The sequence below is a fragment of the Klebsiella huaxiensis genome (assembly GCF_003261575.2).
Lineage (GTDB): Bacteria > Pseudomonadota > Gammaproteobacteria > Enterobacterales > Enterobacteriaceae > Klebsiella > Klebsiella huaxiensis.
Genome location: NZ_CP036175.1, coordinates 4525248 through 4551108, shown reverse-complemented (window position 1 = coordinate 4551108; position 25861 = coordinate 4525248). Strand labels below are relative to the sequence as shown.

Genomic DNA, 25861 nt, shown 5'->3' with positions numbered 1-25861 from the left:
ACTTTCGGCACTTGTTACTTTGTCAGGGAGAGAAATATGCAATTGATCAAACGGGGCGTTGTGCTGGCATTATTCACAGCGCTATCGCTGGGAAGCCTGTCGGCACAGGCTTATGAGCAGGATAAAACCTACAAAATTACCATCCTGCATACTAACGATCATCATGGTCACTTCTGGCGTAGCGATTACGGCGAATATGGGCTATCGGCACAAAAAACGCTGGTGGACGGTATTCGTAAAGAGGTGGCAGCAGAGGGCGGCAGCGTGCTGCTGTTATCCGGTGGTGATATTAACACCGGCGTACCGGAATCAGATTTACAGGATGCGGAGCCCGATTTTCGCGGTATGAACCTGATTGGCTATGATGCGATGGCGGTGGGTAACCATGAGTTTGATAATCCGCTTAGCGTACTGCGTCAGCAGGAAAAATGGGCGAAGTTTCCGTTCCTCTCCGCCAATATTTACCAGAAAAGTACTGGTGAGCGTCTGTTTAAACCGTGGGCGCTGTTTAAACGCGGTGGGCTGAATATTGCGGTCATCGGCCTGACGACCGACGATACGGCGAAAATTGGTAATCCTGAGTATTTTACGGATATCGAATTTCGCAAACCGGCGGAAGAAGCCAAATTAGTGATTCAGGAGCTGCAGCAGAACGAAAAGCCGGACGTGATTCTGGCGACCACCCATATGGGACATTATGACAACGGCGCGCACGGTTCTAATGCACCGGGCGACGTTGAGATGGCGCGTAGCTTGCCGGCAGGTTCGCTGGCAATGATCGTCGGCGGCCACTCTCAGGATCCGGTATGTATGGCGTCTGAGAATAAAAAACAGGTGGATTATGTGCCGGGCAGCCCGTGCGCGCCGGACAAACAGAACGGTATCTGGATAGTCCAGGCCCACGAGTGGGGTAAATATGTTGGCCGCGCCGACTTTGAATTCCGCAATGGTGAAATGAAGCTGGTGCACTATCAGCTGATTCCGGTCAACCTGAAGAAAAAGATCACCTACGATAACGGTGACAGCGAGCGTGTGCTCTATACGCCGCTAATCGCCGAAAACCCGCAGATGCTCTCTCTGCTAACGCCGTTCCAGAATAAAGGCAAAGCGCAGCTGCAGGTGAAAATTGGCAGTGTGAACGGACATCTGGAGGGCGATCGCAGCAAAGTTCGTTTCGTGCAAACCAATATGGGTCGTCTGCTGCTGGCAGCGCAAATGGCGCGTAGTAATGCCGACTTTGCGGTGATGAGCGGCGGCGGGGTGCGTGATTCGATTGAAGCGGGCGATATCACCTATAAAGACGTGATGAAGGTGCAACCCTTTGGCAACGTGCTGGTGTATGTCGATATGAGCGGCAAGGAAGTCACGGAGTATCTGACCGCCGTGGCGCAGATGAAGCCGGATTCCGGTGCTTATCCGCAGTTTGCTAACGTTGGTTTTGTGGCTAAAGACGGCAAGCTTAACGATTTGACCATCAAGGGCGAGCCGGTAGACCCAGCGAAAACCTACCGCATGGCGACGCTGAGCTTTAACGCTACCGGTGGCGATGGCTATCCGCATATCGATACCAAACCAGGCTATGTCAATACCGGTTTTATCGACGCCGAAGTGCTGAAGGAGTACATCCAGAAAAACTCTCCGCTGGATGTTGAAGCATTTGAGCCGAAAGACGAGGTGAGCTGGCAGTAATGTCTGAAACTCCCCGGTGACGCTTACGCTTACCGGGGCTACGTGGCCATGCGGTTTGGGTTTTGTAGCCAGGGTAAGGCGCGTCAAGCGCGGCCTCCGGGAAATGTGCCGTACCTGATCCCCTGGCGTTGCTTCTTCCCGGTGGCGCTTACGCTGACCGGGCTACGGGTTTGCAGCCATCTGTGGATTGGTAGCCCGGACAAGGCGCGTTAAGCGCCGCCTCCGGGATTATCCTCTGAGATAAAGCAGGGGTTAATCGCGCCGCGCGATATCGGCGAATTTCGCCTCAAGGATCTTCGCCAGATCGCTGGCCGCCAGCTCAATATCCAGCCCGCGCTTACCGCCTGAAATATAAATGGTGGCAAACGCCTGGGCCGGAGCGTCAATTACCGTTGGCTGGCGCTTTTTCTGCCCAAGCGGGCTGATACCGCCCACCAGGTAACCGGTGACGCGCTGCGCGATCATCGGATCGGCCATATCCACTTTCTTCGCGCCTAAGGCCTTCGCTACCTTTTTCAAATCCAGCTGACCCGCTACCGGAGTTACCGCGACGGCAAGGTGTTTCATATCGCCGTTGATGGCGACCAGCAGAGTCTTATAGACCTGGTCAGCGTTCAGCCCCAGCTTACGCACTACCTCATCGCCAAAATTGGTTTCGTTCGGATCGTGATCGTAGCTGTGGATCTTAAAAGGGATTTTGTTTTTTTCGAGTAATTTTACGGCGGGAGTCATCGTTATCCTTCTTACCAACCGATTTCATGTGACTTAAGCATACGCCCGACGGCTGTCTAAAAAATAGTATCATCTTGCGCAATAGTATTGGCAGTGATGGTCACTTTGAGCGACAATCAGACGATCCGGGGCGTGAACCCCGGAATAATAATAATGATGAAATTCCTCTTTGACGGGCCAATAGAGATATTGGCCATTTTTTTATGTCAGCATATCCGGCAGATTCCCTTCCCCGTACAAGTGTAACGCTCCTACGGCAACCACGTAGCGCCCCGGCGGCAGCCCCAGCAGCGTTTCTCGCCAGGCCAGGTTGCGCTGATGCATCAGCACATCATATAGCGACTGGCTAAAGGTTGTTGGCAGCACGGTTGCGCCTTTTGATGGCGGCTGCTCCAGCCACCAGCTAATCATCACCTGCAGCAGACGCGCATTCGTGCGCCAGTGGGTCAGCGTATCCTCCAGCAGCGCCAGTCCGCCGTCGGGCAGATCCCGCAGCAGCGCAATCTGGCTGTCGGCACCCTCCAGCTCCATCACGCGGATATTGCTCTCACGCGCCGCCATCAGCAGCTGATAATCAATACCGTAATCCGCCCTTAGCCCGAGCTTTTGCGCCTGGGTGGCCTGCAAGACCATCGCGACCTGCCACAGCGGCTGACTATCAAATAGCGCAACAGACAGGCCCATTTCTCCCGTTCGCTCTTTTAGTTCCGCGAGCAGGGATGCGCTCAGGCGTTCCGCCAGCGGCGGACAGGAGGGGAGGTTACTGAACGGCGTTTCGCTGCCGGTAATATCGGCCTCAACAATGAGCGCATCGGCCTGGCGAATCTTTTTCAACAGCCTGGCGGGAGGGGGCGACATATCGCGGGTGCCCATATGAATACTGCCAACCAGGTGCAAATAGCGTTCGCCGGGAAGAGTGACATCCAGCGCGGGCCAGGAATAAGACGAACCGACGGCGGTTTGCCACAGCATTTTTATTCGGTTTAACAGGCCCATACGTGCTCCGTAGTGTGAGGAGCCCATGCTATCGCGCGGGAAACAGAGGCGCAAGAGGGCGGATAGGGCGCAAAGGAACAGGTCTTTTACAATGTCATAAAAATAACAAAAAAATTTGATGTTCTTGTTTTTTGCAATTTTCGCAATGGCATTTTGAAATAAATTATATATTAAAATCAAATTGTTGTGTTTTTCTGCGCAAGTCGTGGATGGTGCTTTTTTCTCAAAAATGGGTGAATTGTGATAATAAAATAAAAAATCTGTAACGAAAAATAAACAAAGCGCTTCTATATTGACCCCTTCAATTTTTGGGGGGAGTGTCATGCGTAACTGGAGTGAGCCTAAAAAGAATAAAGCCCATATCGAACTGATCCCGATGATCGATGTGATGATGTTTTTACTGGTCTTCTTTGTCCTGATTAGCCTGAATGTGATCCCGGCTCTGGGCTTGAAAACCCAGCTGCCATCGGCCAGCAGCGCTCAACAGCTTAAGCCGCAGAAAAAAGCCATTATCACCCTCGGCGCTGACGATCGGCTGCAGCTTGATGGCCAGCCGCTGGTGCTTGATGCGCTGGTTAATACCCTGAAGCAACAACAGCAGGAAAATCAAACCACCACCATTATCGTCAACAGCGATAAAGAGGTTGCGGTGGAACGCCTGGTCGCAGTGATGGATACCTTGCGTCAGGGCGGTTTCTTCTCCATTTCCATCGCCACACGGAAGCAGTGATATGTATCTGCTTTATCGCTCACGTCACGTTGTTAGCTGGTTACCCGCGATAGTCATCGCCGGATGCTTGCTGTTCGTCAGCCAGCAGGCCGTCCTGCAGGTGAAGCCGCATTATGACGATACGGTGATGGAACTGTCGCTGGCCGAACCCGAGCCACCGCAGCCAGAACCTGTCCCGGAGCCGCAGCCAGAGCCGCAGCCGGAACCCCAACCTGAGCCGCAGCCGGAACCCCAACCTGAGCCGGAGCCGATTGCTGAGCCTGTTGTTCCTGCTCCGGATCCCATTATCCAGGCCAAACCAGTTGTTAAACCAAAACCTAAGCCGAAGCCAAAACCGGTTCAGGAGAAAGCGCCGAAGCCACAGGAACGTGTGGCGCCGCAGCCCGCCGTCGTGCGCAGCCCGGTGGTGAGTAAACCCGCCGCGCCGCCTTCTCCTCCGACGCCGAAAGTGAACGCGCAGGCGGTGGAAAATGGCTATCTGCAGATGTTGCGACGCGAGCTGGAGCAGCGCAAACGCTACCCGAGCGGCCGCCAGGCTTCGCTGGAACGTCCGCAGGGCAACGTTGAGGTGTGGCTGGAAGTCGATCGTAGCGGCAGAGTGCTGGCTTCCGGTATTGCCAGCAAGGCCCCGAGCATGCTGCTCAATCGTGCTGCGCTGAGCTCTTTACAAAGTATTAGCCAGCTGAAGCCCTTTCCTGAAGAGGCTTTTGCCGGACAAAGAAGCAAAAAATTTACCGCGACGTTTAATTATCAGGCTCCATAAAGCCTAATTAATCATTTGTTTTTTATAGGAAAAGAAATGAAGAATTTTCGTTATTCTGGGATTGCATTAGCTGTGGTGTCGGCATTGTTATCGGGTTCCTCGCTGGCGGCGGAAAGTAGCGATGTGGGGGAGATTAACGTCAAAGGACAGTCGCTCGGCGGCGGTCTGATGGTGCAGGAAGACAGCAGCAAAGCACGCTCCACTCTGACCAAAGAAGCGATGGATAAAGCGCCGGGTGCCAGCAATGCCATCGACATGCTGAAATATACGCCGGGTATGAACGTCAACAGTAATGACGCCAGCGGCCTGAGCGGTATCGATTACACCATGCGCGGGATGAACTCCGATCAAATCGGCCTGTCGATGGATGGCATCCCGATTAACGATTCGGGCAACTACGCGGTCTATCCGAACCTGTTGGGCGATGCGGAAAACCTTGAGCAGATCTTTGTTACTCAGGGATCTTCCGAAGCTGACGGCCCGCATATCGGATCCAGCGGCGGTAACATTGGTCTTGTTACCAGGCGCCCCTCCAAAGAATTCGGCGGCTTCGTTAAGCAAACGCTGGGCAGCAATAATCTGAGCAAAACTTTCGCCCGCCTGGAGACCGGCGAGTACAACGGTTTCAGCAACTGGCTCTCTTACTCGCACACTGAAGCCAAAAAATGGCGCGGAGAAGGGCGTAACTATTCCGATAAGTTCGAGATGAACTCGCTTTATGAGGACGGGAACGGCAACAGCAGTAACCTGATCATGAAGTACAACCGCCAGGATAACAGCAACTACAACACTCTAAGCAAAGCGCAGTTTGATGAAGACCCGCGTCAGGACTACTCGACCTCTCCGGTCTATAACAACAAAGGTCAGTTGAGCAAATATTACAAGCTCAACCGCAACCCGTTTGAAACCTTCACGCTTTCTTTCTCACAGCGATTGCAGTTGCGTGACAACCTCGCGTTAACCGTTCAACCCTATTACTACTGGGGTAACGGTGGCAGCTTTACCGGGCAAACGGCGTCGGTGCTGTCGAATACCTCCGATAAAGCCGGGCAGTACGACCTGAGCAATTTGAGTTCCAATACCTACTACCGACCTTCGTGGACCCAGACCTGGCGACCGGGCGTCACCACTAAGCTGAAGTGGGACATTAACGACGAGCACAGTCTGGATATCGGCTACTGGTACGAACGGGCGCGCCAGTCGCAGACCCAGCCGTTTATCAGCATTCAGGATGACGGCAATCCGGCGAACGTCTCCGGTAAACCGGGCGGCTCCGATCAGGTGAAAGACGCCAACGGCAACACGGTACAGGGCCGTAACCAGTACACCGTCACTCCGGCGCAAAAAGTATGGCTTCAGGATACCTGGTTTGTGACGCCGGACTGGACGCTGGTGGGCGGGCTGGCATACCAGTACGTCGAACGTAAAGGCGATAACAAAGGCAGCCTGTATAACGCCCCGGAAAAACGCAATGCGACCTACCATGAATTCCTGCCGAACTTTAGCATTAGCTATAAGCCGGATATGGAAAACCAGCTGTTCTATAACCTGACCCGCAACATGCGTACGCCGCCAAACTACGTGCTCTACAACGTCGGCGATTCAATCAACACCAAGCCGGAGCTGAGCTGGAACCACGAGCTGGGCTGGCGTTTCCAGCGTGAAGATATGCTGCTGAGCGCGACGCTTTTCTACATGCGCTATACCGACCGTCAGATTTCGACCACCAATGCGGATGGCGACTACGAAATGATGAATATCGGCAGCGTCGAAAGTAAAGGTGTAGAGCTGGAGTGGAGCGGTAAGCTGCCGCACAACTTTAACTACTACACCTCTTACACCTATACCCATTCCGAACAAAAAGATGACATTGTCAGCAACGGCGGTCATCCGCTGCCAACGGCAGGCAAAACCGTGCCTAACGTACCGAAAAACATGCTCAATGCATCGCTGGGTTATGACGATGGCCTCTATTACGGGAGCTTCGGCGGTAAATACGTTAGCTCGTTCTATGGCGATTTGACCAACGACGAAAAAATCGGCGGGCGCACGGTGTTTGATGTCGCCGCGGGCGTTCATCTGCCGGTGGACAAAAAAATAGTTAAAAGCGCCACTTTGCGCTTTGGTATCGATAACCTGTTCGATAAACAGTACCTGACCTCCGTACGCTCGACGACCTTTAACGCTGCTCCTTACGACGGCGTGAAAGCGAGTACCCCGTATTACAACGTCGGCGAAGAGCGCACCTTTAGCGTTTCGCTGGAAGCCACCTTTTAATTAACCGGAGGGCACTTTGATGGATGCCAACCTGATTCACGACATTATTTTCTACGTTATGTATGCCGCGCTGGCGATCGCCGTGGTGATTCTGGTGGAACGCGGGCTCTATTTTTCATGGGCCCAGCGTCAGGCTCAGCGCTTTGAGAAGGCGCTGACGCCGGAGGTCCGCCGTGTGTCGGACTTGCCGGAATCACTGACCGGGCGCAATAGCCTTCCGCTGACCATTATTCTGCCGGTGCTGGAGAAAAAACAGACGGCGGAAGACCGGGAGGCAATGAGCGACTTAATTGACGCCCAGTACCTGCTGAGTAAACCGCAGATGTCGCGCGGGCTATGGATGCTCGAAACCGTCGTTACCGCCGCGCCGCTGCTGGGCCTGCTGGGTACGATTCTGGGGATTATGGATACCTTTAAGGCGCTCTCCGCCTCGGGCGTCTCTGATGCCAGTATGGTTTCAGCCGGGATGGGCACCGCGTTGTATGCCACCGGCCTGGGGATCGCGATCGCGCTGCTGTGCCTGGTAGGTAATAACTACCTGCAAAGCCGCATGGAACGCATTAACGAACTGCTGAAGGTACTGCTGATCCGCGCCGGTAGCCCGGCTAGTCGTCCGGAACAGGGCAGAAATCGCTGGGATGGTCGTGAGGCGCAGCGTTATGCCTGATTATCGTCGATGCGGGTGGCCGGGAGGCCGCCTGATGAGCCTGTTCGCGAGCGCCTGGGTGCTGTTAAGCCTGCCCGCGCAGGCGGCGTTTTCGATACCGGGTTATGAACTGGTGTATAACGCGCCGCAGGAAACTACGCTACAGGATAACGATTTGCGTAATGCTGCCGAAGTCTGGCAGCAGATGTTTGACGCGGCGCACAGTCATATCGATCTGGCGCAGTTTTACGTGGCAAATGAAAAAGGCTCTCTGCTGGACGGCGTGCTGAATCATCTGCGGGCAGCCGGTGAACGCGGGGTGAAAATTCGTTTTCTGATGGAGGAGAAGGGCGTTGGCCTGTCGACGCCGGAAACGCTGGCGGCGCTGAAAACGATCCCGAATCTGGAGCTGCGAATTATTCCGTTCCATCGGCTGACCGGCGGGATTGTCCACGCCAAGTATTTGCTGGTAGATGGTAAACAAGCTTTTGTTGGTAGCCAGAATTTTGACTGGCGTGCGCTGGAGCAGATTCAGGAAACCGGTCTGCGCATCAGCGATGCGCAAGCGGTACAGCAGATTCAGGCTATTTTCGATCAGGACTGGCAGGCGCAGGCCCTGCTTGCAGAAAATAAACCGGTGCCGAAGCTGGCATGGCAGGCTCCGGAATCAGCCCCGCAGGGCAATTATCTGGTTGCCAGCCCGCGCGATTACAACCCGAGCGGGGTGATCGATTCGCAGGTTGAACTGCCGCGTCTGCTGGCCAATGCGAAGTCGCGGATCCGGGTGCAGGTGATGGACTACGCGCCGCTATCATGGGGTGAGAAGGGAAACCGACCTTTCTATGCCCCCATTGATAACGCTCTGCGCAGCGCGGCAGCGCGCGGCGTGCAGGTTGAACTGATGGTTGCCAGCTGGAATCTGAAAAAACCGGAGGTGTTCTGGTTAAAGAGCCTGTCTCTGGTGCCTAACGTTCAGCTAAAGGTAGTGACCATTCCTCCCGCCAGTCGGGGATTTATCCCGTTTGCGAGGGTGGTGCACAGTAAGCTGATGACTATCGACGGTTCGACGGCGTGGGTGGGAACCAGCAACTGGAGCGGGGGCTATTTTGATAACTCACGCAACCTTGAGCTGGTGCTGAATAGCGTGCCGATGGCAGAGCGCGTGGACGCGCTTTACAGTCAGCTATGGAACAGCCGCTACGCGGAGCCGATCAAAGTTGACTTCGATTATCCGGCCCCGCATCCAGGTCGCGAGCACGAATAGAAAATCAGGGTACAGTTCAACGCGGTTTGAGGGAAGATCCCCGGTGGCGCGATTGCTTACCGGGGGGATGGGGTCCCTGCTGTCTCAGGGATGGTAGCCCGGACTGGCGTGTTAACGCCGCCTCCGGGGAATGCACGGAAATTGCTGTACCGCAATCGGGCTACCGGTTCAGCGCCACCTATGATTTCGGTTTAAAGCGCAGCAGACGGTTGGCATTGCTCACGACCGTAATCGAGGAAAGCGCCATTGCCGCTCCGGCGACTACCGGGTTAAGCAGGGTACCGGTCAGCGGCCAGAGGATCCCCGCGGCAATCGGAATGCCCAGTGAGTTATAAACAAACGCTCCCAGCAGGTTCTGCTTCATATTACGCAACGTCGCTTTTGAAATTTCCAGCGCATCGGCGACGCCGTTCAGGCTATGGCGCATCAGGGTGATAGCCGCCGTTTCAATGGCGACATCGCTGCCGCCGCCCATGGCGATACCGACATCGGCCTGCGCCAACGCGGGCGCATCGTTGATACCGTCGCCAACCATCGCCACCTGATGCCCCTGGCTTTGCAGACGCTTAATGGCATCGGCTTTACCGTCCGGTAGCACCCCGGCAATTACCTCATCAATACCCGCTTCTTTGGCAATGGCATTGGCGGTGGTCGGGTTATCTCCGGTCAACATCACCAGCCGATAGCCCTGACGATGCAGTCTGGCGAGTGCCGCCACGCTATCTTCACGCAGCGGATCGCGAATGGCGAATAGCGCCGCCGCCTGGCCATCCACCGCCAGCAGCACCGGCGTTGCCCCTTGAGAAGCCTGGGCGGTCATTTCGCTTTCTATTTCGGCGGTCAGCACATTGTTCTCATTGAGTAACGCCTGATTGCCGAGCAGCAGGTTATGACCTTCGGCTTCTCCGCTGACGCCCAGCCCGCGCAGAGTACGGAAGTTATTGACCGTCGGCAGTCGGTCGTCGGCGGCTTTATCAAGGATGGCTCGCGCCAACGGGTGGCTGGAGCCTTGTTCCAGAGACGCAGCCAGACGCAGAGCGGTTGTTTCATCAATTGCGGCAAAGGTTTTTATCGCTACCACCTGCGGCTTACCTTCGGTCAGGGTGCCGGTTTTATCAAAGACCAGCGTATCCAGCGTGCTGGCGCGCTGCAGCGCATCGGCATCGCGAACCAACACGCCATATTCAGCCGCGCGACCCACGCCGGAAATAATCGACATCGGCGTCGCCAGCCCCAGTGCGCAAGGACAGGCAATAATCAGCACCGTGGTGGCGATCACCAGGGTATAAACAATTTGCGGTGCCGGGCCGAAGAAGTACCAGATCGCGGCGCTGAACAGCGCAATCGCTACCACCGCCGGGACGAACACGGCGGAGATTTTATCTGCCAGTTGGCCAATTTCCGGTTTGCTGCTTTGTGCCTGGCGCACCATACGGATGATTCGTGCCAGAGTGGTTTGGCTGCCGACGGCGCTGGCGGTAAACAGCACGCTGCCGTCCTGCACCACGGTCCCGGCGTGAACGGCGTCACCGTTGCCTTTTTGCTGCGGTATTGGTTCACCGGTCAACATGGCTTCATCAAACCACGCTTCTCCCTGGCTAATCACGCCGTCGACCGGGACGCGATCGCCGGTGGTCAGGCGCAGGGTCATCCCAGCCTGAACTTCCGCCAGCGGCAGATCTTTTTCGCCTTCATCGGTGACCACACGCGCAGTCGGCGGGGTTAAATCGAGCAATTTTTCCAGCGCTTTAGAAGAACGCTGGCGCGCGCGGGCTTCCAGCATATGGCCGAGGTTAATCAGGCCGATAATCATCGCGCTGGCTTCATAATAGAGGTGGCGGGCTTCCATCGGGAACCACTGCGGCCACAGGTTGACGCTCATCGAGTAGAGCCAGGCGACTCCGGTACCGAGCGCCACCAGCGTGTCCATGGTGGCGGTGCCGTTCTTCAGGCTTTTCCATGCGCTGCGGTAGAAATGACCGCCAGCAAATACCATCACCGCCAGAGTGATAAGACCGATAACCAGCCATAGCGAACGGTTGTCAGCGCTGACCATCATGTTGTCGCCGATCATCCCCCAGCCCATCACCGGGATACCGATCAGCAGAGCGACGATAGCCTGCCAGCGGAAGCGTTTCATGGTGGCGACGGCGGTCTCCTGCTGGCGCTCGCGACGTTCAAGATCATCTTCGATGGCCTCCGCGCCGTAGCCTGCTTTTTCCACCGCCTGCACTAATTCTGCTGCGGACGCGCTGCCCATCACCAGCGCAGTGCGTTCCGCAAGGTTGACCCGCGCCTGCGACACGCCCGGTACCGCGGCAAGCGCGTTTTGTACCCGGGAGACGCAGCTGGCGCAGCTCATGCCGTTGATTAACAGTTGTTGGCTGTCATCCTCGTCACGGGCTGCCGGAAGCTCAGAGGTGGCCGCTGTCAGCGCTTCCGACGGGATTGATGATTCTGCCAGCGGTTTAGCCTTTGGGTGGCTGAGCTCCGCGCCGTATCCGGCCTGTTTGATGGTTTCAATCAGCGATTCAGCGCTGGCGCTGCCCGTGACGTGGGCTTCGGTAACGGTAACGTCCGCCAGCTCAACATCAGGACGCTGTTCCAGACTTTCTTTCACGCGTTTAACGCAGTGGCCGCAGGAGAGGCCATCAAGCGCCAGGTCAATAGTATGAGACATGGTTTTGACTCCTTGGTTTAACAACTGTGCTTAAGCTTAAACCTTCCAGCAACTGGAAGGTCAAGCGTTAATCCTGGTGATTTTTATCGTTCGTCCCCCACGTTAAATAAGGAATAGCGGATAAAAGCGCGCGCGGCGTAAAATGAAAGACTTGCTCTCTGATAATTATCTCCAGGCTGACTTTAGAACGCTCAAATATGAGTGCGTGGCTTCTGTGTTTTTTGGTTTCAGAAAGAGCTTATTTTTGCAGGGCGAGCCGGATGCCGACCCTGATTGAGGAAAAGGGAAGGTGTTTCACGCAGTATCCCGGGAGAAGAGAAGTGCAAACTCATTATGATAATCTTAAAGTTTCTCGCACCGCGTCGGTGGAGGAGATTAAGAAAGCGTATAAACGCCTTATTTTTATTCACCATCCGGATCGCCATCCGCCTGAACTAAAAGATGAAAAAACCAAAATCATCCAGCTATTAAATGAAGCCTGGCGTACGCTTGCCGATCCGGCACTTCGCGCCCAGCACGATGCGTGGATTGCTCAGCAGGAGAATCGGGAAAACAGCGCATTCACACAGCACGATCGCCAGCGTGAACGCCAGCAGGAAGAGCGTGCCTATCGCGATTTCTGGCAGAAGATGGAAGCGGAATGGGAAGAAGAGTATCAGTTACAAAAGCGCAAAGATGAGTGGATGAATCAGCGCCGCAAGCAGGATCCTGATTACTCTTATCAGGCAAAAGCCAGCGAAGCTTTTACCGTAGCGGAAGAGATATTTGGTAAAGGCAAAGATTTTGTTAAACAGAAAGGCGCGCCGGTGGTGAGTGCTGGAAAAAGACTGGTTGTGCGAATTTTCAAATTCACCCTTGGCCTGGTGGTGCTGCTTATTGTCATTGGGGTGATTAGAGTGATTGGCCGTGAAGTAAGTAAAACGGCGGTCGAAAGTGTGGTCAACGCGCCTGCATCGGTCACTGACCAGGAAACGGCCAGTAATAATTTTATGCGCTCATTAATGAGCAATGAAGCTGATGCCAGGCAAAAGTCGGCTCCTTCTTATAAAAATAAAGGCCTTAACTTAGGCGATATCTTTATTGATGGTCACTCGCTGGTGTATGACATTCATTACTATTCTCAAAGCGCAAATATCACGTTAAACCCTGCGACATTTGTAGCGAAGACCATTGTCGATAGTAGCCCTGCCTATAATGGCAGAAACCCGTGGAGCATTATGTGCCCGCATATTGGCGACTATATGGACGCCAGTACATTTTTCCCGGCCGATGGCACTATGATTTATCGCTATATCAATGATTACAATAACGATGTTCGCATTCTGTCTGTTCCCTTCACCCTGATATGCCAGCAGGCTCCGCTATAGTTTTTATGCTGATTGGCGCTAGAATGACGGCGTAGCACCGTTGGTTGTTCCGTCAGGAGGAAACATGAATATTAGCGATGTGGCGAAAAAAACCGGCTTAACCAGTAAAGCGATTCGTTTTTATGAAGAGAAGGGGCTGGTGACGCCTCCGCTGCGTAGCGAGAACGGCTATCGTAGCTACAGCCAGCAGCATCTGGATGAACTGACTTTGCTGCGACAGGCCCGCCAGGTGGGGTTTAATCTGGAAGAGTGTCGCGAGCTGATATTTCTGTTTAACGATCCGTCGCGGCACAGCGCCGACGTTAAACGCCGGACGCTGGAAAAAGTGGCGGAAATTGAACGCCATATCAGTGAGCTGCAAAGCATGCGCGCGCAGTTGCTGGCGCTGGCGGAGTCCTGTCCCGGCGATGACAGCGCGGATTGCCCGATAATCGATAACCTCTCGGGTTGCTGTCATCGCAAGGCGCAGGCTTAACGCCGTGCCGGGTTGAGCATAAAGACCACCGTGCCGCGGTAATAGGGGGAGTCATTCAACTGCATTTCCGCCTGCCGATCGCGACTGCCGTTTTGTACCAGCCCGAGTTTGAACGGAATACGCAGCCGGCTGAGCGCGGGGAGATAGTCCTGATAATTCGCCACCGTGTGGCGTCCTTGATAGCTTTGCACTACCAGTTCATCAACCGCAAGTGCGTTCAGTGTGGCAATATCGCCGGTTTTGGCCCAGTCCAGCAGGCCTGTTACCCCCAGCGCGAACTCAGGCGGCAGCTGCTGGCGTAGCTGTTGCAAAAACTGGGCGTAGTCGGCGAGCTGATATGTGGCTGCGTCAAAATCAACCTGCAGACCAACCACCTGATTGCCAGCCGCCCGCCAACGCTGCATCAGGCGTACGATCCGCGGCACAATCGTCTGTGGTACATCAAGTGTGGTAAACCGGACGGTAAGCCAGATTGCGGGAAACGTCAGGCGGCTGACCGGCAAGCCGAGGCGCTGGAATATGACCTCGCCCGCGCGCGTCAGCACCTCGCCTTGATGCAGATACACCGTCTGCGCGTTCTGCAGATCGTTGCTGGCTTTCACCCCAGACCACAGCCAGAAGGCAGAATGCTGGCGCGCATCAACGTGCTCTGCCGCCTGCGCTGGCCCGGATAGCAGCGCGATTACCAGTAATATTTGAGTTTTTGTGCCCACGGGCTTCCCGGATACTGCGTTTTCAACTGCGTGAACCAGCCCTTACGCTGTAGTTTTTCGACATCTTCGCCGCCGCATTCGTTGCTACCGGAGGGGGCGTAACAGAGAATCGCCCGATAGAGCGCATAGCTTTTATCTTCCGGCTCCGCTTTCGGCGAGGTGATAATCTGCTGGTAATAGCTTTGGCGATCGTACTGTCCCTGAGGCTGCTGGCGGTTGATGGCAGCCTCGAGCATATCGTTGCCGGATTGGTCTTTCCACAGATCAACATGCGTCTGCGTGGTGCGAAAGAACTCGCCCAGGCAGTTAAGCGCATGGGCATCGTCGGCGTTTTTACTGAGCACGGTGACGGTATCATCCAGGCTGCGGCAGGCATAACCAGCTTCGGTCGCCTCGCCACTCCAGTCGAAGCTGCTAAGATTGACGTCGTTAAAGGCCTCGCTGATTACTGGCTGGGTAAAGGCGGTGGCGAGCTTTTTGTCGTTCAGCCAGTCGCTGAAACGACTTTCCGTGAGATCCCGCACCAGCAGCGTATGCAGAGCGATAGTACGTTCTTCATTATTGGGGCCTTTGGCTGCCTGTTGGCGTAGCAGTTCTGGCGAGGCCTGGGTTTTAAGCACTCGGGAGCGAAAGCGTAGATTGGTCACCGGGCTATCGGCGGCAAAAATAGCTGCCGCGTTACCGCTGTAGACCAGTGTTGCCGCCAGTTTTGCTTGGGTATACTGCTGTTGCTCGGGGTTTTGGCTAAGTTGTAGCAGCTGCTGCCAAAAATCGCGCGCCGCGGGCCACTGTTTTTGTCCCATTAGCGCTTCGCCGTAGAGGACCTGTTCGCTGAAGGCGAGAATATCATTCGCCGGTAGCGTTTTCGCTGGCGTGACAGCCTGCAGGATGGCGGCATCGTTGCCCGTCGCGCCCCACAGCTGCAGCTGTAGGTCGCGCCATAGCGGCAGATTTCCGCTCTTCTCAAACTCTGCTTTGCTGGCGTCAAGCTGTGCCTGGGTTAAGGTCGGCTTATTGTCAGCATTCAGGCGCAGGGCGCGGAGAAGTTCGACATAGCTGACCTGCGGCGCGTCCGGGAATGCTGCCAGAACGGGCTGCGCGTAGAACGGCATGCCGAAGACATTGTCATATTCACTCACCAGTCTACGCAGTTCCCCGGCGTCGGCAGTTTGCCGGAAGGCCTGCTCATAGAGTTCGGCCAGCTGCGGCCACGCCTGCAGATACCAGTTAATGCGGCGCAACATGTTGCGCGCGGAGTCGGCATAAAGCCCTGCGGGCCAGCGTTGCAAATAGGCTTGTGCTTCTTTTTGCGCTTGTGCGGCATCATCACGATTGATCCGCGCGATATCAAAATCGCCGTACTGCCCAACGCTGTTCTGGCTACTCTTGTTGAGCGCCGTGCGCATCAGCATATATTGCGCGGTCTCGGTCAGCCAGGGTTGATTACTTTCCAGCAACAGGGTGAAATCTTGGGTCGCGGCGGTGTAATTGCCGCCATAGAAGTGAGCGATGCCGGAAAGGTAATAAGCGAATAAGTCGGCGTCCGCATCTGCCGGGAAGCTATTGAGGATATCAGCGACTGCGGTGATATTGGCGCCATAAAACAGTTTCAGCCGCGCCAGCGCCAGGTCATGACGCTGCTGCGGGGTCACAGAGGGGGTGGCCAGCAGGGCGGCGTTGAACTGGCTGACGGCAGCAAGAGTGTTGCTGACAAAGCGGTTTTCCAGTTCATAGTCGGATGTTCCCAGCCGTTCAGCCGAATCGGCTGCCATGACCTGTGCGGGATCGATATTCAGCGCCGCCATTTGTCGGGTAAATATTTCGTCTTCGCTTTGCGCAGGCGGCGCGGGGGGCGGCGGCGCGCTATCCCACTCAGGATGCCAGGCGAAGTAAACATCGCGGGTACGGCTGACATCAACGGGAATGGCCTGAACAGGCAGGGCGAAAGATTTCGCTTCGCTCAGCAGGCGCAACAGATTATCGCGAGAATCGTTTTCAGGGGTGAGGATTGGGTCGCCTTTTAACCGGCATAGCTCGTCGCTCCATGAGCAATCTTCGATATCAGAAGAAGCATATGACTGGGTGGCTGCCGCGAGCAGGGCGCAGAGCGAAAGGGTAAACGTTGTCTTCCTGACCATGACAGGTGTCCTGTGGCGTGATTATCGTGATACGGCTCTTATATGTAACTAATAACGGCAGCACCTCGCGGAACGCTGATACCAAATTCCAGCAGAAAAGCATGCATCTGATTAGTTGTTTTCACCTTATCCTGAACCAGGGATTCACGGACACGATGCAGAGCTCGCATTGCCTGCTGAGATTCGGTTCTGGGCTGCACGAAACGCATAGATGGACGTGATGCTGCTTCACAGATAGCTTCAGCATCAACGAAGTCATTTTTGTTGCTTTTAACGAATGGGCGGACAAATTGCGGTGATATCAGCTTTGGAAAATGCCCTAACTCTGCCAGCTTGCGTGCCATAAAGTGAGAACCGCCACAGGCTTCCATCGCGATGGTTGTTGCCGGGCATGTCGCCAGAAATTCGATTAGCTTTGGTCGGGTGAATTTTTTACGGTAAACGGCCTTCCCACGATGATCCTGACAATGAATATGGAAAGAGTTCTTACCCAGATCGATACCAATAAGCGCAATGTTTTCCATGATGGTTCTCCGAATGAAAGCCTGTCCTCAGCATAGTACTGGGAAGGAGGGAGTGACCATCTCATTAAATAAAGCACGCTAAGCCGGTGGCAGCGGTCGCAATGGCCTAAACTTCCCCGCACCGACCTTGGCGCTGCTGCGCCATAGGTAATCGCCGGTCAGGTTGATGTGCTCCCACCCCAGCGGCGACAGATATTGCAACAATGTGTCGTCCAGCGCCGTGCCGTTGCCACGCAAAGCACTGGTGGCACGCTCCAGATATACCGTGTTCCACAACACGATGGCCGCCGTCACCAGATTGAGGCCGCTGGCCCGGTAGCGCTGCTGCTCAAAACTGCGGTCGCGGATTTCACCCAATCGGTAGAAGAAGACCGCCCTGGCCAGCGCGTTGCGCGCCTCGCCCTTATTCAGCCCCGCATGGACGCGGCGGCGCAGCTCCACGCTTTGCAGCCAATCCAAAATGAACAGCGTGCGCTCGATGCGCCCCAGCTCGCGCAACGCCACGGCCAAGCCGTTCTGGCGCGGGTAGCTGCCGAGTTTGCGCAGCATCAGCGAAGCCGTTACCGTGCCTTGCTTGATGGAGGTGGCCAGCCGCAGAATTTCATCCCAATGGGCGCGTATTTGCTTGATGTTCAGCCTGTCGCTGCTAATCATCGGCTTGAGCGCGTCATAGGCGGCATCGCCCTTGGGGATGAATAGCTTGGTTTCGCCCAAGTCACGGATACGCGGCGCGAAGCGAAATCCCAGCAAATGCATCAAGCCAAACACGTGATCGGTGAAGCCTGCCGTGTCGGTGTAGTGTTCCTCGATGCGCAAGTCCGACTCGTGGTACAGCAGGCCATCAAGCACGTAAGTTGAATCACGAATGCCCACGTTGACCACCTTGGCACTGAAGGGCGCGTACTGGTCGGAGATATGGGTGTAGAAAGTCCGTCCTGGACTGCTTCCATACTTCGGGTTGATATGACCAGTGCTTTCTGCTTTGCTGCCGGTTCTGAAGTTCTGGCCGTCCGACGATGACGTGGTGCCGTCACCCCAGTTGCCGGCGAAGGGTTGCCGAAACTGCGCATTCACCAGCTCGGCCAGCGCCGTCGAATAGGTTTCATCGCGGATGTGCCAGGCTTGCAGCCAAGACAGCTTGGCGTAGGTGGTGCCAGGGCAGGACTCGGCCATTTTGGTCAGACCCAGGTTGATCGCGTCGGCCAGGATCGTCGTCAACAGCAAGGTTTTGTCCTTGGCCGTGTCGCTGGTCTTCAGGTGTGTGAAGTGGCGGGTGAAGCCCGTCCATTCATCGACCTCCATCAGCAACTCGGTGATTTTGAGGTGCGGCAGCAGCATAGCTGTCTGGTCGATCATGGCTTGCGCGGCGTCTGGTACTGCCGCGTCCAGCGGCGTGATCTTCAGGCCTGACGCGGTGGTGATGATGGCATCCGGTAAGTCGTTGGCCGCAGCCATGCGGTTGACTGTGGCGAGTTGCGCCTCCAACAATTCCAACCGGTCATGCAGGTATTGGTCGCAGTCGGTGGCCACTGCCAGCGGCAATTCGCTGGCCAGCTTCAAAGTGGCGAACTTCTCGACCGGCACCAGGTATTCGTCGAAGTCCTTGAACTGGCGAGAACCCTGCACCCAGACATCACCGGAGCGCAGCGCGTTCTTCAGCTCCGACAGGGCGCATAACTCGTAGTAACGCCGGTCGATGCCGTCGTCGGTCAGAACCAGCTTTGCCCAGCGCGGCTTGATGAATGCGGTTGGCGCATCGGCGGGCACCTTGCGCGCGCTGTCGCTGTTCATGCCGCGCAGCATGTCGATGGCATCGAGCACACCCTTGGCGGCGGGCGCAGCCCGCAATTTGAGCACGCCCAGGAACTGCGGCGCGTAGCGGCGTAGCGTGGCATAGCTTTCACCGATGTGGTGCAGGAAATCAAAGTCGGCAGGCCGCGCCAATGTTTGCGCTTCGGTGACGCTGGCGGCGAAGGTGTCCCAGGGCATAACGGCCTCGATGGCGGCGAACGGATCGCTGCCGCTTTGCTTGGCCTCAATCAACGCTTGACCGATGCGCCCATACATCCGCACCTTGTCGTTGATCGCCTTGCCGGAAGCCTGGAACTGCTGCTGATGCTTGTTCTTGGCCGCGTTGAACAGCTTGCCGATGATGCGATCGTGAAGGTCGATGATTTCATCGGTGACGGTGGCCATGCCTTCGATGGCCAGCGCTACCAGCGTGGCATAGCGTCGTTGCACCTCGAACTTTGCCAGATCAGCAGGCGTCATATGGCCACCTTCACGAGCGATTTTGAGCAGGCGGTTCTGGTGAACCTGCCGCTCGATGCCTGCGGGCAGATCAAGTGCTTGCCAGGATTTCAGGCGCTCAATATGTTCGAGCATGTGGCGAGAGTTCGGTTTGGCAGGCGACTGGCGCAGCCATGCCAGCCACGTCACTTTACTGCCGTCCTTGCGCTTGAGAAGTTCGTCCAGGCGCTGACGGTGGGGTGATAACAAAGAATCGGTCAGCGCCGCGTAAATGCGTCGGTTGGCACGGGTGATGGCCTCGGCGCTTGCGCGCTCGATGGCATTCATGGCGGGCAGGATAATGCTCTGCCGCCGCAGATTCTCGACAAGTGCGCTCGCCAGCACGATGCCTTTGTCGGTCTGCAAGGCCAGCTCGGTCAATGTATGCACGGCTTGCCGATAGTGGCTCATGGTGAAGGGCTTGAACCCAAAAACCGTTTGCAGCTCGACCAAGTGCTCCCGCCGTGTCTGTTCGCGCTGGCCGTACTCGCTCCAACTTTCCACTGGCATCTTGAGTTGCGCGGCCACCATGCGCAACAGGGGCGGAAACGGAGGCTCATCGACGCCCAAAAAGGTGCCAGGGAATCGCAAGTAGCAAAGCTGCACAGCGAAGCCCAATCGATTCGCGGCGCCGCGACGCTGACGGATCACCGACAGGTCGGTTTCGTTGAACGTGTAGTGCCGTATCAGTTCGTCTTTGGCATCTGGCAGTGCCAGCAGGCTTTCGCGCTCGGTGGCGGACAGGATTGAGCGGCGTGGCATGGTCAGTCTTCCCGCAGGTACTGGTACAAGGTTTCGCGGCTGATGCCGAAGTCACGGGCCACCAAGGTTTTTTGGTCGCCTGCCGCAACTCGCCGTTTCAACTCGGCAATTTGTTCGCTGTTCAGCGATTTCTTTCGTCCCCGGTAGGCACCGCGCTGCTTGGCCAGCACGATTCCCTCGCGCTGACGTTCGCGGATCAGGGCGCGCTCGAACTCAGCGAAGGCTCCCATGACCGACAGCATCAGATTGGCCATCGGTGAGTCCTCGCCGGTGAACTTCAGCCCTTCTTTGACGAACTCCATGCGCACGCCCCGTTGTGTCAGCCCTTGGACGATGCGGCGCAGGTCATCAAGGTTGCGTGCCAGCCTGTCCATGCTATGCACCACCACGGTGTCGCCCTCGCGGACGAAGGCCAGCAGCCTTTCCAGCTCGGGACGCTGGGTGTCCTTGCCAGAAGCCTTGTCGGTGAACACCCGCGCCACCTGAACACCCTCCAATTGCCGTTCCGGGTTCTGGTCGAAGCTGCTGACGCGGACATAGCCGATGCGTTGACCTTGCAAGATGCCTCCAAAGGCAAAAGTGTCAGGATGAAATCTATTACCTTTGACGGAATATGTCAATCAATAGGAAATTTAACTCTATTCTGACATCGTTTGCACATGGTGTCGTTTTCAGAAGACGGCTGCACTGAACGTCAGAAGCCGACTGCACTATAGCAGCGGAGGGGTTGGATCCATCAGGCAACGACGGGCTGCTGCCGGCCATCAGCGGACGCAGGGAGGACTTTCCGCAACCGGCCGTTCGATGCGGCACCGATGGCCTTCGCGCAGGGGTAGTGAATCCGCCAGGATTGACTTGCGCTGCCCTACCTCTCACTAGTGAGGGGCGGCAGCGCATCAAGCGGTGAGCGCACTCCGGCACCGCCAACTTTCAGCACATGCGTGTAAATCATCGTCGTAGAGACGTCGGAATGGCCGAGCAGATCCTGCACGGTTCGAATGTCGTAACCGCTGCGGAGCAAGGCCGTCGCGAACGAGTGGCGGAGGGTGTGCGGTGTGGCGGGCTTCGTGATGCCTGCTTGTTCTACGGCACGTTTGAAGGCGCGCTGAAAGGTCTGGTCATACATGTGATGGCGACGCACGACACCGCTCCGTGGATCGGTCGAATGCGTGTGCTGCGCAAAAACCCAGAACCACGGCCAGGAATGCCCGGCGCGCGGATACTTCCGCTCAAGGGCGTCGGGAAGCGCAACGCCGCTGCGGCCCTCGGCCTGGTCCTTCAGCCACCATGCCCGTGCACGCGACAGCTGCTCGCGCAGGCTGGGTGCCAAGCTCTCGGGTAACATCAAGGCCCGATCCTTGGAGCCCTTGCCCTCCCGCACGATGATCGTGCCGTGATCGAAATCCAGATCCTTGACCCGCAGTTGCAAACCCTCACTGATCCGCATGCCCGTTCCATACAGAAGCTGGGCGAACAAACGATGCTCGCCTTCCAGAAAACCGAGGATGCGAACCACTTCATCCGGGGTCAGCACCACCGGCAAGCGCCGCGACGGCCGAGGTCTTCCGATCTCCTGAAGCCAGGGCAGATCCGTGCACAGCACCTTGCCGTAGAAGAACAGCAAGGCCGCCAATGCCTGACGATGCGTGGAGACCGAAACCTTGCGCTCGTTCGCCAGCCAGGACAGAAATGCCTCGACTTCGCTGCTGCCCAAGGTTGCCGGGTGACGCACACCGTGGAAACGGATGAAGGCACGAACCCAGTGGACATAAGCCTGTTCGGTTCGTAAGCTGTAATGCAAGTAGCGTATGCGCTCACGCAACTGGTCCAGAACCTTGACCGAACGCAGCGGTGGTAACGGCGCAGTGGCGGTTTTCATGGCTTGTTATGACTGTTTTTTTGTACAGTCTATGCCTCGGGCATCCAAGCAGCAAGCGCGTTACGCCGTGGGTCGATGTTTGATGTTATGGAGCAGCAACGATGTTACGCAGCAGGGCAGTCGCCCTAAAACAAAGTTATGCAGCCAAATCCCAACAATTAAGGGTCTTAAAATGGTAAAAGATTGGATTCCCATCTCTCATGATAATTACAAGCAGGTGCAAGGACCGTTCTATCATGGAACCAAAGCCAATTTGGCGATTGGTGACTTGCTAACCACAGGGTTCATCTCTCATTTCGAGGACGGTCGTATTCTTAAGCACATCTACTTTTCAGCCTTGATGGAGCCAGCAGTTTGGGGAGCTGAACTTGCTATGTCACTGTCTGGCCTCGAGGGTCGCGGCTACATATACATAGTTGAGCCAACAGGACCGTTCGAAGACGATCCGAATCTTACGAACAAAAGATTTCCCGGTAATCCAACACAGTCCTATAGAACCTGCGAACCCTTGAGAATTGTTGGCGTTGTTGAAGACTGGGAGGGGCATCCTGTTGAATTAATAAGGGGAATGTTGGATTCGTTGGAGGACTTAAAGCGCCGTGGTTTACACGTCATTGAAGACTAGTCCTTTGCATAACAAAGCCATCAAACCGGACGCCAGAGATTCCGCGCCTGTTGCGCATGGCTTCGCCATTTTATGCGCAATAGGCGCGCCACCCTGTCGCCGTTTATGGCGGCGTTAACCCAAAGGAGTATCGTGAAAATATCACTAATGGCTGCAAAAGCAAGAAATGGGGTTATTGGCTGCGGCTCGGATATCCCGTGGAACGCTAAAGGTGAGCAGCTGCTTTTTAAAGCAATAACTTACAATCAATGGCTCTTAGTCGGCCGTAAAACATTTGAGGCAATGGGGGCTCTCCCAAATAGAAAGTATGCAGTTGTCAGCCGCTCAGGATCGGTAGCTACTAACGATGATGTGGTTGTGTTTCCATCTATAGAAGCAGCAATGAGGGAGCTAAAGACTCTTACGAACCATGTTGTTGTTTCTGGTGGTGGAGAGATCTACAAGAGTCTGATCGCCCATGCCGACACGCTACATATCTCGACAATAGATTCCGAGCCAGAGGGCAATGTTTTCTTTCCGGAAATCCCCAAAGAGTTCAATGTGGTGTTCGAGCAGGAATTTCATTCAAATATAAATTATCGCTATCAAATCTGGCAAAGGGGTTAACCATCCAAGCCATCGGACACATTTTGCTTCGCTGCGCTCAAAACGCAAAATGTGCCGCTGCTTAGCGGCGTTAGATGCACTAAGCACATAATTGCTCACAGCCAAACTATCAGGTCAAGTCTGCTTTTATTATTTTTAAGCGTGCATAATAAGCCCTACACAAATTGGGAGTTAGACATCATGAGCAACGCAGTGCCCGCCGAGATTTCGGTACAGCTATCACAGGCACTCAACGTCATCGAGCATCATCTGGGATCGACGTTGCTGGCCGTGCATTTGTACGGCTCTGCACTCGACGGTGGCCTGAAGCCATGCAGTGATATTGATTTGCTGGTTACTGTGACTGCACAGCTCGATGAGACTGTGCGGCAGGCTCTGTTCGTAGATTTCCTGGAAGTTTCCGCTTCTCCCGGCCAAAGTGAAGCTCTCCGTGCCTTGGAAGTTACCATCGTCGTGTACGGCGATGTTGTTCCTTGGCGTTATCCAGCCAGACGGGAACTGCAATTCGGGGAGTGGCAGCGCAAGGACATTCTTGCGGGCATCTTCGAGCCCGCGACAACCGATGTTGATCTGGCTATTCTGCTAACTAAAGCAAGGCAACACAGCCTTGCCTTGGCAGGTTCGGCCGCGGAAGATTTCTTCAACTCAGTCCCGGAAAGCGATCTATTCAAAGCACTGGCCGACACCTTGAAACTATGGAACTCACAACCGGATTGGGCAGGCGACGAGCGGAATGTAGTGCTTACTTTGTCTCGCATTTGGTACAGCGCAGCAACCGGCAAGATCGCGCCGAAGGATGTAGCTGCCAACTGGGTAATGGAACGCCTGCCCGTCCAACATCAGCCCGTGCTGCTTGAAGCCCAGCAGGCTTACCTTGGACAAGGGATGGATTGCTTGGCCTCACGCGCTGATCAGTTGACTGCGTTCATTTACTTTGTGAAGCACGAAGCCGCCAGTCTGCTCGGCTCCACGCCAATGATGTCTAACAGTTCATTCAAGCCGACGCCGCTTCGCGGCGCAGCTTAATTCAGGCGTTAGATGCACTAAGCACATAATTGCTCACAGCCAAACTATCAGGTCAAGTCTGCTTTTATTATTTTTAAGCGTGCATAATAAGCCCTACACAAATTGGGAGATATATCATGAAAGGCTGGCTTTTTCTTGTTATCGCAATAGTTGGCGAAGTAATCGCAACATCCGCATTAAAATCTAGCGAGGGCTTTACTAAGCTTGCCCCTTCCGCCGTTGTCATAATCGGTTATGGCATCGCATTTTATTTTCTTTCTCTGGTTCTGAAATCCATCCCTGTCGGTGTTGCTTATGCAGTCTGGTCGGGACTCGGCGTCGTCATAATTACAGCCATTGCCTGGTTGCTTCATGGGCAAAAGCTTGATGCGTGGGGCTTTGTAGGTATGGGGCTCATAATTGCTGCCTTTTTGCTCGCCCGATCCCCATCGTGGAAGTCGCTGCGGAGGCCGACGCCATGGTGACGGTGTTCGGCATTCTGAATCTCACCGAGGACTCCTTCTTCGATGAGAGCCGGCGGCTAGACCCCGCCGGCGCTGTCACCGCGGCGATCGAAATGCTGCGAGTCGGATCAGACGTCGTGGATGTCGGACCGGCCGCCAGCCATCCGGACGCGAGGCCTGTATCGCCGGCCGATGAGATCAGACGTATTGCGCCGCTCTTAGACGCCCTGTCCGATCAGATGCACCGTGTTTCAATCGACAGCTTCCAACCGGAAACCCAGCGCTATGCGCTCAAGCGCGGCGTGGGCTACCTGAACGATATCCAAGGATTTCCTGACCCTGCGCTCTATCCCGATATTGCTGAGGCGGACTGCAGGCTGGTGGTTATGCACTCAGCGCAGCGGGATGGCATCGCCACCCGCACCGGTCACCTTCGACCCGAAGACGCGCTCGACGAGATTGTGCGGTTCTTCGAGGCGCGGGTTTCCGCCTTGCGACGGAGCGGGGTCGCTGCCGACCGGCTCATCCTCGATCCGGGGATGGGATTTTTCTTGAGCCCCGCACCGGAAACATCGCTGCACGTGCTGTCGAACCTTCAAAAGCTGAAGTCGGCGTTGGGGCTTCCGCTATTGGTCTCGGTGTCGCGGAAATCCTTCTTGGGCGCCACCGTTGGCCTTCCTGTAAAGGATCTGGGTCCAGCGAGCCTTGCGGCGGAACTTCACGCGATCGGCAATGGCGCTGACTACGTCCGCACCCACGCGCCTGGAGATCTGCGAAGCGCAATCACCTTCTCGGAAACCCTCGCGAAATTTCGCAGTCGCGACGCCAGAGACCGAGGGTTAGATCATGCCTAGCATTCACCTTCCGGCCGCCCGCTAAATATCTCCTTTTGGGTTGTTAATAAAACATCCAATAAGTTGACTGTGCGTGAAAAAGAAAGTTTTGTGTGATGGCGTTGAAGATCGCACCGTTAAGCTCTTATGTGGGATGGTGCAGAGCTCGACGACTACCGATAAAACGCAACCGCCGCAAACAGACAAGAAAAAGCCCCAACTGATAACAGTTGGGGCTTCAGTATTGTGATTGGTGGAGCAATAGCACCCTGAACCCAAAACCTTCTCGCTCAACCGGTAGTGGCTGATAACAACTCGTGAGGGCTATTGCGGGTTAAGCATTTAGCGATGTCTAGGGCCAGACTGGACGTCTGAACGCAAGCCGCTGATACTGTACATAACCA

22 protein-coding genes and 1 pseudogene are annotated in these 25861 nt (G+C 55.5%); 14 read left to right on the top strand and 9 right to left on the bottom strand.

Annotation, left to right across the window (positions count from 1 at the left end; genetic code table 11):
* The first annotated feature begins 36 nt into the window (after nucleotides 1-36).
* Nucleotides 37-1689, top strand: coding sequence for a bifunctional UDP-sugar hydrolase/5'-nucleotidase UshA (ushA, locus tag DA718_RS21780; protein WP_112214190.1), 1653 nt, complete (start codon nucleotides 37-39; stop codon nucleotides 1687-1689).
* 48 nt (nucleotides 1690-1737) lie between these two features.
* Nucleotides 1738-1902: a hypothetical protein gene (locus tag DA718_RS30510; RefSeq protein ID WP_167492813.1), complete on the top strand. Its 165-nt coding sequence runs from the start codon at nucleotides 1738-1740 to the stop codon at nucleotides 1900-1902.
* A 39-nt stretch (nucleotides 1903-1941) separates the two neighbouring features.
* On the opposite strand, the gene ybaK is transcribed toward DA718_RS30510, so the two are convergent.
* Complete coding sequence (ybaK, locus tag DA718_RS21775) at nucleotides 1942-2421, bottom strand: Cys-tRNA(Pro)/Cys-tRNA(Cys) deacylase YbaK (protein WP_112214191.1); 480 nt, start codon at nucleotides 2419-2421, stop codon at nucleotides 1942-1944.
* A gap of 201 nt (nucleotides 2422-2622) precedes the next feature.
* Entirely contained in the window at nucleotides 2623-3417 is a 795-nt protein-coding gene (locus tag DA718_RS21770; protein ID WP_112214192.1) for a TraB/GumN family protein, read from the bottom strand.
* 322 nt (nucleotides 3418-3739) lie between these two features.
* Between DA718_RS21770 and DA718_RS21765 the strand changes: the two genes are divergently transcribed.
* Genes DA718_RS21765 through DA718_RS21745 form a run of 5 tightly spaced genes read left to right on the top strand, consistent with a single transcriptional unit; the run spans nucleotide 3740 to nucleotide 9097 of the window.
* Nucleotides 3740-4147 (top strand): ExbD/TolR family protein, encoded by a 408-nt coding sequence (locus tag DA718_RS21765; protein WP_112214193.1) that lies wholly within the window; start codon nucleotides 3740-3742, stop codon nucleotides 4145-4147.
* Between the two features lies 1 nt (nucleotide 4148).
* Nucleotides 4149-4910 carry an energy transducer TonB gene (locus DA718_RS21760; protein ID WP_112214194.1) on the top strand — a complete coding sequence of 254 codons (762 nt, stop codon included), beginning with the start codon at nucleotides 4149-4151 and terminating at the stop codon, nucleotides 4908-4910.
* 36 nt (nucleotides 4911-4946) lie between these two features.
* Complete coding sequence (locus DA718_RS21755) at nucleotides 4947-7187, top strand: TonB-dependent receptor family protein (RefSeq protein WP_112214195.1); 2241 nt, start codon at nucleotides 4947-4949, stop codon at nucleotides 7185-7187.
* Nucleotides 7188-7206: 19 nt separating this feature from the next.
* On the top strand, nucleotides 7207-7854 hold the full coding sequence (locus DA718_RS21750; protein WP_112214196.1) for a MotA/TolQ/ExbB proton channel family protein: 648 nt from the start codon (nucleotides 7207-7209) through the stop codon (nucleotides 7852-7854).
* Nucleotides 7847-9097 carry a phospholipase D-like domain-containing protein gene (locus DA718_RS21745; protein ID WP_112214197.1) on the top strand — a complete coding sequence of 417 codons (1251 nt, stop codon included), beginning with the start codon at nucleotides 7847-7849 and terminating at the stop codon, nucleotides 9095-9097. Before DA718_RS21750 ends, DA718_RS21745 begins: the two co-directional genes overlap by 8 nt.
* A gap of 178 nt (nucleotides 9098-9275) precedes the next feature.
* Here the strand turns inward: DA718_RS21745 and copA are convergent, their stop codons facing one another.
* Complete coding sequence (gene copA, locus DA718_RS21740) at nucleotides 9276-11777, bottom strand: copper-exporting P-type ATPase CopA (protein WP_112214198.1); 2502 nt, start codon at nucleotides 11775-11777, stop codon at nucleotides 9276-9278.
* Nucleotides 11778-12097: 320 nt separating this feature from the next.
* Here copA and DA718_RS21735 point away from each other — a divergent pair, with 320 nt between their 5' ends.
* Both DA718_RS21735 and cueR read left to right on the top strand, forming a co-directional pair.
* Complete coding sequence (locus DA718_RS21735; RefSeq protein WP_167492812.1) at nucleotides 12098-13144, top strand: J domain-containing protein; 1047 nt, start codon at nucleotides 12098-12100, stop codon at nucleotides 13142-13144.
* Nucleotides 13145-13208: 64 nt separating this feature from the next.
* Nucleotides 13209-13619, top strand: coding sequence for a Cu(I)-responsive transcriptional regulator (gene cueR, locus DA718_RS21730; protein WP_112214200.1), 411 nt, complete (start codon nucleotides 13209-13211; stop codon nucleotides 13617-13619).
* Here the strand turns inward: cueR and DA718_RS21725 are convergent.
* The 6 genes and pseudogenes from DA718_RS21725 to intI1 all read right to left on the bottom strand — a co-directional run bounded on the left by DA718_RS21725 (nucleotide 13616) and on the right by intI1 (nucleotide 21924).
* Nucleotides 13616-14332, bottom strand: coding sequence for a DUF3142 domain-containing protein (locus tag DA718_RS21725; RefSeq protein ID WP_112214201.1), 717 nt, complete (start codon nucleotides 14330-14332; stop codon nucleotides 13616-13618). The two genes, cueR and DA718_RS21725, sit on opposite strands and share 4 nt — an antisense overlap.
* Nucleotides 14302-16470: a PA5441 family protein gene (locus DA718_RS21720; RefSeq protein WP_112214202.1), complete on the bottom strand. Its 2169-nt coding sequence runs from the start codon at nucleotides 16468-16470 to the stop codon at nucleotides 14302-14304. The genes DA718_RS21725 and DA718_RS21720 overlap by 31 nt, the downstream gene beginning before the upstream one ends.
* Before the next feature lie 50 nt (nucleotides 16471-16520).
* Nucleotides 16521-16994 (bottom strand): annotated as a pseudogene (locus tag DA718_RS21715) (IS110-like element IS5075 family transposase); the annotation flags it as partial.
* Between the two features lie 78 nt (nucleotides 16995-17072).
* Entirely contained in the window at nucleotides 17073-20045 is a 2973-nt protein-coding gene (locus DA718_RS21710) for a Tn3 family transposase (protein ID WP_094898591.1), read from the bottom strand.
* Nucleotides 20046-20047: 2 nt separating this feature from the next.
* Complete coding sequence (locus DA718_RS21705) at nucleotides 20048-20605, bottom strand: recombinase family protein (RefSeq protein WP_001162012.1); 558 nt, start codon at nucleotides 20603-20605, stop codon at nucleotides 20048-20050.
* A gap of 305 nt (nucleotides 20606-20910) precedes the next feature.
* The gene (gene intI1 / locus DA718_RS21695; protein WP_000845048.1) at nucleotides 20911-21924 is read right to left on the bottom strand and encodes a class 1 integron integrase IntI1; all 1014 of its coding nucleotides are present in this window, start codon (nucleotides 21922-21924) and stop codon (nucleotides 20911-20913) included.
* Between the two features lie 172 nt (nucleotides 21925-22096).
* Here intI1 and DA718_RS21690 point away from each other — a divergent pair, with 172 nt between their 5' ends.
* The 5 genes from DA718_RS21690 (at nucleotide 22097) to sul1 (ending at nucleotide 25478) form a co-directional block, all read left to right on the top strand.
* Nucleotides 22097-22549, top strand: coding sequence for an NAD(+)--rifampin ADP-ribosyltransferase Arr-3 (locus DA718_RS21690; protein ID WP_001749986.1), 453 nt, complete (start codon nucleotides 22097-22099; stop codon nucleotides 22547-22549).
* A gap of 132 nt (nucleotides 22550-22681) precedes the next feature.
* Nucleotides 22682-23155: a trimethoprim-resistant dihydrofolate reductase DfrA27 gene (gene dfrA27, locus DA718_RS21685; protein WP_001749985.1), complete on the top strand. Its 474-nt coding sequence runs from the start codon at nucleotides 22682-22684 to the stop codon at nucleotides 23153-23155.
* A 180-nt stretch (nucleotides 23156-23335) separates the two neighbouring features.
* A complete protein-coding gene (locus DA718_RS21680) occupies nucleotides 23336-24181 on the top strand; it encodes an ANT(3'')-Ia family aminoglycoside nucleotidyltransferase AadA16 (RefSeq protein WP_001749984.1) in 846 nt (281 codons plus the stop codon).
* A gap of 116 nt (nucleotides 24182-24297) precedes the next feature.
* Nucleotides 24298-24645 carry a quaternary ammonium compound efflux SMR transporter QacE delta 1 gene (locus DA718_RS21675; RefSeq protein ID WP_000679427.1) on the top strand — a complete coding sequence of 116 codons (348 nt, stop codon included), beginning with the start codon at nucleotides 24298-24300 and terminating at the stop codon, nucleotides 24643-24645.
* Nucleotides 24639-25478: a sulfonamide-resistant dihydropteroate synthase Sul1 gene (sul1, locus tag DA718_RS21670; RefSeq protein WP_000259031.1), complete on the top strand. Its 840-nt coding sequence runs from the start codon at nucleotides 24639-24641 to the stop codon at nucleotides 25476-25478. Before DA718_RS21675 ends, sul1 begins: the two co-directional genes overlap by 7 nt.
* Nucleotides 25479-25861: the final 383 nt, after the last annotated feature.